Raw genomic sequence first — 7,334 nt, forward strand, 5'->3', positions numbered from 1 at the left:
TTGAACTCGCGGCTGAACTTCCGTCTCGTCATGTGTGATCTCCAGTCCCTTGGTCACGATCTTATCTTCGTGTCCACGAAACCGGCAGCAGGCCACTGGACCCGAATGTCGCGAAGATCATTGCCACGGCCGCCGACGCCTCGCATGACCTCGGCAACGGCATGACCCAGCTTCTGTTTGACCGGCTCAGGCAGGATGGTGCGAATGCCGACCTGCTTCTCAGGGAGGCGCAGGACAGGCACTACACTTGACCGAAACACTCGTCTCGGACCGCCTTCCTCTGTGACACGGCTGTCCGCAGCTACCCGATAGTTCCAACCGAGCCAGGAGAACGACCATGCCGGACCAGATAACCGTCACTCTCAAGTGCCCGGTCTGCAGCGCCGACCCGGTCACGCTCATCACCACTGATGCCACGCTGACCGGGGACAGCTTCGCAAGGTGCAAGGGCTGCGGCCATGAGTTCGGGCGTTACCTCGACATGAAATCCGAGGCCAGACGGCTCGCCGCCGAGTTCCGTGATGGAGGCACCTGGCTTGGTGCATATCCCTCAAGCTTTCGCAACTGGTGAGATTGGCCCAGGACTGACCGGCGAGCACCCATCAAGAAGGGAGAAGCCATGCAGTCACGAGCCGACTACAAGATTTTGCTCGCCAACGACATGATTCAAGTAGCCGATGCCTACAACGAGAAAGTCCAGCTGGCACACTTCTCGCATGAGGGCGGCGGCATATTCCTGAACCACAGGGACGCCGACGACGAGATCGACAGGCTGGTTGCCGCCGGTGTCTTGCCTCCAACGGAAGATTGACCCTCGACGATTGGCTCCACCTGCGCAACACGAGCTGCCCGCCCTGTCCGAGAAAGTCCCCGGAGAAGACCAGCCGGGTGGCCGAGTCCGGTAGCAGGTCACAGTGCAAGACCATCATGCACCGAGATGCAAACCGAACCACTCCATGGGGCCAGGCCCAACTTGCCGCCAGCTCGCAAGGGGACCTCGCTTATGCAGACGCGGCGGGTTTCATCCCGCCGCGTCGCCCTCACCCATCTCGGACTACAGATACCAGTCACACGGCGTTCACCGGACCTTGCTCTGCCATCCGGGGAGGATTCCTGAACTGCGCCGGGAAGATGACATTTGCTCCATCATCCTCCCATCCATACAGACGCCAAACGTCACGCCCGATCCGCAGCGGAAGGGCGCGTCCGGTCTTCAGGATCACCACCTGAGCGCCTGGCATCTCGGCTTGGCCAGCATTATCCTCGCTGGCCATGCTGTCCTGGGTGGATCTGGTGATCTGGTTCGCGGGCCGGCCGTCACCGGGCATCTTGTCGTCGGCACCCAATGCTGGGTCCTCCATGAGACCCCGCAGGAGATACCGAAGGATCGTCATAGACATGGGGACCCAGGAGCACCGTTACATCGCCCTGAGGAATTATTTTCGTTTGCCCGAGAATTATGGCGATTTGTCATGATGTCGGCCGGCGGCTCTGCCGTATGGTCATGGACCGCCATCTGACTTGAGCGCGTTGGAGATACAGGCCGACGAACCATGAACGCCTGGTCGCACCCGGACGAGATGAAGGAATGCCCATGACCCTCGAAGAGAACATCATAGCCCTCGAGCAGGAGGTCATCGACACGCGGCAGGCGGCAGTCCCCTGAACACTATTTATGCGAGCCCCTCGGTGGCACGCACCAGTGAACTGTCGAACACAACGCCTAGCGTTTCTGAGATGAGGACCTGCAGCTCATCGTCTTGACCCAGAGGAGGTAATCCAAGCCAATGCTATGAGTCCCATCAAGGCCGAGATGACTGATGCGCCGAGAATGCTGAGCTTGACCGAGTCAAGAATGTGGGCCTCGAAGGAAAGGTCGGCCATGAACAGGGCCATCGTGAAGCCCACTCCTGTCAGCAGCCCTCCGGCGGCAAGCAGGCTCCAGGACAGGGATTGAGGCCGGACCCCCAACCCTGACTTCACCGCCAGGAGGCTGAACAGGAACACGCCAGAAGGTTTGCCGATGACGAAGGCTGCAACGATGGCCGTTGTGAGCACGGGGTCAAAGTCCGCGCGTGCGAACGGCACCCCGGCATTGGCCAAGGCAAACAGCGGCAGGATCACGAAGGCCACCCAGGGATGGAGAGCCATCTCCAGTCGCTCGACGGGCGACAGCACTTCTCGAGTTGCGACCCCCGCCTGGTAGAGGTCACCGCGGGCGGCCATGTCGCCGGTCCAGTGGTCCCCGGGCGGATAAGCCGTGACGCGGTCCAGGATGGCATGCAGTCGACGGTCGCTCACCCAGCTGCGCGCTGGGGTCATCAATCCGAGGAGCACACCCGTGAGCGTTGCATGGATCCCCGACGCATCAAGCGCGAACCAGATGCCTCCGCCGAGTGCGAAGTAGATCGGAATGACCCGAACGCCAACGCGGGCGATCACCGTCACCAGGACAAGGCCCAGAGCGGTGGCAACGAGCGGCATCAAGTTCAGGCCTTCGCCGTAGAATACGGCGACCACCAAGATCGCTCCAACGTCATCGAAGATGGCGAGGGAAAGCAGGAAAAGACGCAAGCTGATCGGCACTCGTGATCCGAGGACGGCCAGACAGCCAATGACAAATGCCGTGTCGGTCGACATCACCGTGCCCCAGCCGCGGGCGCCCGATCCCGTCCCGACGATCAACAGGAAGACACCCACAGGCACAATCATTCCGCCAACGGCGGCAGCGATGGGCACGGCGGCCATACGGGGATGACGCAGCTCGCCCAGCACGATTTCCCGCTTCAGTTCGAGCGAAATCACGAAGAAGAAGAAGGTCATCAGGCCATCGTTGATCCAATGCTTGATCGATCTGGATACTTCGACCCCACCCACATAGATGCCCGCCGGGAGATCCCAGAACGCCAGAAATGAATCGGAGCTTGGAGAGTTTGCAAGAACGAGCGCCAGCAGTGTGCTGCCCAGCAGGATGATACCCGCCATCGCTTCGATGCGGAGGAAGCGCAGGAAAGGACGGGTCAACCGATTGACAGGCTCTCTTGGAAGGCCGGACTGAGGTCCGTTCATCTCAGTGGTCCCATCTGAGGGGGCGCATCGACTGTGGAGAGGTGCGTAATACGGTGAAGTCTCGACAGCTCCTGCTCGCAGGCCACTCTTTCAGTTCCTTGACATGATCGCACCATCATACCGCGGGATTGCGGCTGTTAGGCAGAAAGGGGCGCATTTCTTCTTCGTGCGCTGACAGCTGCATTCATCGCAATTGAATAGTTCAGATGTGTGTGGCCAATATGAGTGCGCCCGAAGAGCAATCAACAGAGCTGAAGTTTCAAAAAAGCTTGTCCTAATCTGGCGATCTTCCTCGCCTGTTCCTGGAACAAGCCGAGCCTATGATCTTGGAATGTCCCGCAGAGAGATCCCGAAGCAACATCCCTGCTCTGCACGAACGATACAACGAAGTGGCGGTCAGTGGCTTCATTTATGTCCACCCTGCGACGCAGACGCGGCGGGTTTGACCCCGCCGCGCTATCCTCGCTCGTATCGGAGTTCAGATACCAATCACGCGGCGTCGGCCCGGACCTTGCTCTGCTCCTCGGCGAAGATTCCTGAATGGCACGGGGAAAACGAAAGCTCCACCATCATCCTCCCATTGATGCAGACGCCAGAAGTTAGGTCCGATCTGCATTGCCCGGGCGCGCCTGGCCTTCGGGACCACGGCCGGGGCGCCCGTCATCTCGCTTTTGGTCTGCACCATTCCCGCCGGCCAGTCTTTCCTGGGTGGGTTCGGTGATCTGGTTCGCGTGCTGGCCATCGCCAGGCATCCTGTCGTCGGCGCCCATTGTCGGGCCCTCCATGCAACCCCGCGGAAGATACCGGAGGGTCATTACAGATGTAGGGACCAGCGGGCGCTATTACATCGCCCTCCTGGAAACTCTCTCGCAAGCCAACGAATTGATGGCGAACTATTCTTGCGGCCCGCCGCCACGCCCTATCCTGGCGGTTGGGGAGCGCCCTCCCGCCGCCAGGAGCGCCGCAAACAGGGCCAGCAAACCTTGCGGAACAACAAGGGCAAGGTGTTCGGAGTTGAACAGTCCAGCGGACCGGCGATCAAGCCCGCCGTCGCCCCCCGCGAAGTTCCACAGGAAAAAGGTGGTCAGGGTTGCAGATCCCACCGACAGGATCGCGGAGCGCCTCGTGAGCGGAAGCCCGAGCAGCTTCCGGCCCATCCAGGCAAGCAGAACAATCAGGAGAGCGCCGACGAGCCAGGCAGCCAGCAGAACGATCATGCCTTGTGGGCCTCCAATGCATGTCCGACGAAGTTGCTCACGCGCGGGCCCAGTCCCGTCCCGCACTCAGGCCGAAGACCTGCGGTTGTGCCAGCCATCTCATGCACGGCAGCAAGATGTCGAGCCGTGGGCCAGAGAGAAAGTCGCCCGCGACTCCCTTTTTCAGCCGCAGGCTAGACGCTGTGCGATGGTATTCAGTCCCGGCACCAGCGACACCAAGGAAAACCTGACGCGCGGGAGCCACGCACGTAGTGGCTCTCGCCTTTGCTCCGCCTGCTGTCCTTCGTTCCGGCCATTCAGGCCCCCTGGCGCACCTGCCACGCCAGCCAGGCAAGCGCTCCGCCAACGCTGATCAACTCGATGCCCAGCATCAGCCCGATCAGCCACCATGCCGTAACAGGCATGCTGGCCCAGAGGATCAGCGAAAGCATGATCCCGACAAGGCCGCTGGCGAAGATCCACCCCCAGTTCGGGAAGGGACGGATCGTCAGTGACAATACCACTTTCGAGATGCCCTCGATCATGAAAAAGACGATCAGCAGCAGTGTCAGCACGAGAATGCTCTGGCCGGGATCGCGCAGGAACAGCAAGCCGATCAGGATCGCCAACGCGACCGATATCAATTGCAGCCAGAAATGCGGTGCCTGCCCGGCACCGATCAGGCTGATCCCCTGCGCAACCCCACTGATGATCAGGAGCCAACCCAGAAGCGTGACCACGGCGACGGTGGAAATCACCGGATAGATGATCGACAGCACCCCGGCCGCGATCAGGATGACTCCCTGCACGAGATACCAGAAGGAATGGCGGCGAACGGAGTCGCGCAGCGCCTGCCGGAAGACCTCGGCGGCGGCTGTGACGGAAAGGCTCATGGTGGCTCCTGCTCAGAGAGGAAAACACGTGCGCCGTGTTCGACCTGAAAAGCGCGGGCGTCCAGCAAGAACACCCACCCGGATTTTACCAAGTGATCCTCATGCTGTCTTCAGCCATGCTCACGGATCTGGCTACGATATTCAGGCAGCGCTTTCCGGGCAAACGCTGTCCTCGCTCATATGGGAAATCAGATACCAACCACGCGGTCTTGGCGCGGACCTTGCTGTGTCTCGCCAAGGACGACAACCTGCTCCTCGACGATCGGGATGATCTGAGCAGTGGGCGTGCAAACGGCACCCCGGACCGACCCGGTTTCCTGTGCCATGGGATCTCCTTTCCTGAACGGCTGAGGCCGTGCCGACCTTCAGCGGCGTGCCGACGGGAAGGAAGAGACGTCCCGCCAGCTGCGAATGACGCCAAGATAGGGGTCATTGAACTGCGCCATTCGCTGGAAGCTTCCAGCCATGAAGGCGCTTTGCACCTCAATCACCTCTGCCAGCCTCCGGACGCGTCCGGCCGTCATCGCGGTCCGCGCTTGCAGCGCTTGCTCGTTCAGCAGCTCCATCATCGAACTCCCAACAGGGCCCCGGTCTCTCTCGTCGGACGTATCGGTCCCGGCTCCCATCGCCATGCGCGCCACCTGCGCGCCTTGTTGGGCCGAATGGGTGCTGGCCTCCTCGTCTTTCAGCGCTTTTACAACGGCGGGCAGGATCTCATCCTTGCGTTACGAAAGCGTCCCCGGAACAGGTCCGGGAGGTCCGCTACCTTCGCGCTGAACGCCCCGCTGTCCTTCGGGCTGCGACGGAGGGCCGAGTATGGTCTTGTCAACATCATCTTCCAAGGATGCACGCCTCGCCGGAGAGCTGGTAACCTGAGTTGCAGCTCCACCTGTTGCCGGAATGATCGAGATGCGCGTTCTCCGGCAGATCGATGGCGACGCAGGCGCCGCTCAGCGGCTCGTATCCACGCTCACAGCGCCAGCCCAGCCCATAGGAGTCCTGGTCAAGAAAGGCATTCGCCGGCAGAACAATGGCGTCGCAACCGCCGTCGTTCTCCACGAACCCTCTCTCGCAAGCCCAGGCGGCGCCGTAGCTTGCGTTCGTCAGGTAGCCGTTCTCCGGCACCAGAATCGGGAGGCACCTCCCCGCAGCCGCCGTGAAACCGCGATCACATATCCAACCCGGCCCCGAGGTCTCCTCTGTCAGATAGGCATGCTCTGGTAGAACGATGGGCACACATGCGTCGCGCTCTTCCCTGTACCCGCGTTCGCATTGCCAATCGTAGCCGGAAGACCGGAGAAAGGCGTTGGCGGGCACCGGGATCGGATTGCACGACGTCCCGTTCACCTCCTCATACCCACGGCTGCACTCCCAGCCCGTCCCATAGGAGCCCCCGGTTGCATAGGCGTGCTCCGGGATATCGAGTGCCAGGCAATCGGCGCCCTTCGCCCGGTAGCCAAGATCGCAGACCCATCCGCTACCATAGCTACGCGCCTGAGCGTTCTCAGGCATCGGGCCGGTGCCATCCTGGGCAAAGACGGGAAAGGCCATGGACGCGACCATGCCGGCCAGGAAAGCCAGCTTCGAGGTCAGCCGTGCCAGCAGATGTCTAGTTGGTTTTTTGCCGCGTACTCGTCTTCCTCGATCGGTTGTCTCCGAATATGGCGCCAGCAGAGTGCCCACCTGTACCATGGCCTGTTCCACTCCGAGTGACTTGGTGTGAGGTATTCTCTTGTCGCTCAAAGCTCGAGAGCGGCGAGACATGCTTGCGCGATGTCCCGGTCGGGAGCATCGATTCCGGGAACCGTCGCCCAGCCGGCGGCCATGACGGCATCGCGTCGCTGATAGGTCGAGGCGGCCCGGATCGTGTCCAGCTTCTCCGCCCGTGCAGGGTCGGATTGCGCCATGTCGAGGCAGACCGGCACCATGGAGGCAACGACATCGCCCCGGGACATCGCCAGTGCCCTGTCATTGGCGGTTCCGCCCGTCACCCAGCCGCCCCAAGTGAAACCGACGACACCGACGGATACCGCGCCGATCAGCGCGCCATAGAGGCCCGGTTTGAGCCATTCGGGAGTGTTCATTTCAAGCCCTCCTGCGGAGAATGCGCCGCATCGCTGTGATTGCTCATTTCGGTCCTGGCCTGATCCCGACTCAGCGCCTTTTTCAGGTCACT

10 protein-coding genes are annotated in these 7,334 nt (G+C 61.4%); 2 read left to right on the top strand and 8 right to left on the bottom strand.

The genetic code is table 11. The features are described 5' to 3' along the window. Positions 1-337 precede the first annotated feature (337 nt). Together BLQ03_RS17020 and BLQ03_RS17025 are read left to right on the top strand one after the other, a co-directional pair. The gene (locus BLQ03_RS17020; protein WP_090757494.1) at positions 338-571 is read left to right on the top strand and encodes a hypothetical protein; all 234 of its coding nucleotides are present in this window, start codon (positions 338-340) and stop codon (positions 569-571) included. Positions 572-619: 48 nt separating this feature from the next. Next, entirely contained in the window at positions 620-811 is a 192-nt protein-coding gene (locus tag BLQ03_RS17025; RefSeq protein WP_090757495.1) for a hypothetical protein, read from the top strand. A 256-nt stretch (positions 812-1,067) separates the two neighbouring features. On the opposite strand, the gene BLQ03_RS17030 is transcribed toward BLQ03_RS17025, so the two are convergent. The 8 genes from BLQ03_RS17030 to BLQ03_RS17060 form a co-directional block, all read right to left on the bottom strand. Beyond that, positions 1,068-1,346, bottom strand: a complete 279-nt coding sequence (locus BLQ03_RS17030) for a hypothetical protein (RefSeq protein WP_139166794.1) — start codon at positions 1,344-1,346, stop codon at positions 1,068-1,070. Positions 1,347-1,752: 406 nt separating this feature from the next. Next, a complete protein-coding gene (nhaA, locus tag BLQ03_RS17035; protein ID WP_090757497.1) occupies positions 1,753-3,069 on the bottom strand; it encodes a Na+/H+ antiporter NhaA in 1,317 nt (438 codons plus the stop codon). A gap of 893 nt (positions 3,070-3,962) precedes the next feature. Beyond that, on the bottom strand, positions 3,963-4,286 hold the full coding sequence (locus tag BLQ03_RS17040; RefSeq protein WP_090757498.1) for a hypothetical protein: 324 nt from the start codon (positions 4,284-4,286) through the stop codon (positions 3,963-3,965). A gap of 296 nt (positions 4,287-4,582) precedes the next feature. Then, on the bottom strand, positions 4,583-5,158 hold the full coding sequence (locus tag BLQ03_RS17045; protein WP_090757499.1) for an HdeD family acid-resistance protein: 576 nt from the start codon (positions 5,156-5,158) through the stop codon (positions 4,583-4,585). 188 nt (positions 5,159-5,346) lie between these two features. Further along, positions 5,347-5,484, bottom strand: a complete 138-nt coding sequence (locus BLQ03_RS18475) for a hypothetical protein (protein WP_175558939.1) — start codon at positions 5,482-5,484, stop codon at positions 5,347-5,349. Positions 5,485-5,523: 39 nt separating this feature from the next. Next, positions 5,524-5,727, bottom strand: coding sequence for a hypothetical protein (locus BLQ03_RS17050; RefSeq protein ID WP_139166795.1), 204 nt, complete (start codon positions 5,725-5,727; stop codon positions 5,524-5,526). 262 nt (positions 5,728-5,989) lie between these two features. Then, positions 5,990-6,850: a hypothetical protein gene (locus BLQ03_RS17055; RefSeq protein ID WP_139166796.1), complete on the bottom strand. Its 861-nt coding sequence runs from the start codon at positions 6,848-6,850 to the stop codon at positions 5,990-5,992. Positions 6,851-6,897: 47 nt separating this feature from the next. Further along, positions 6,898-7,242 (bottom strand): hypothetical protein, encoded by a 345-nt coding sequence (locus BLQ03_RS17060; protein ID WP_090757502.1) that lies wholly within the window; start codon positions 7,240-7,242, stop codon positions 6,898-6,900. Positions 7,243-7,334: the final 92 nt, after the last annotated feature.

This window comes from Paracoccus chinensis, assembly GCF_900102885.1.
In the GTDB taxonomy this organism is placed as follows: domain Bacteria; phylum Pseudomonadota; class Alphaproteobacteria; order Rhodobacterales; family Rhodobacteraceae; genus Paracoccus; species Paracoccus chinensis.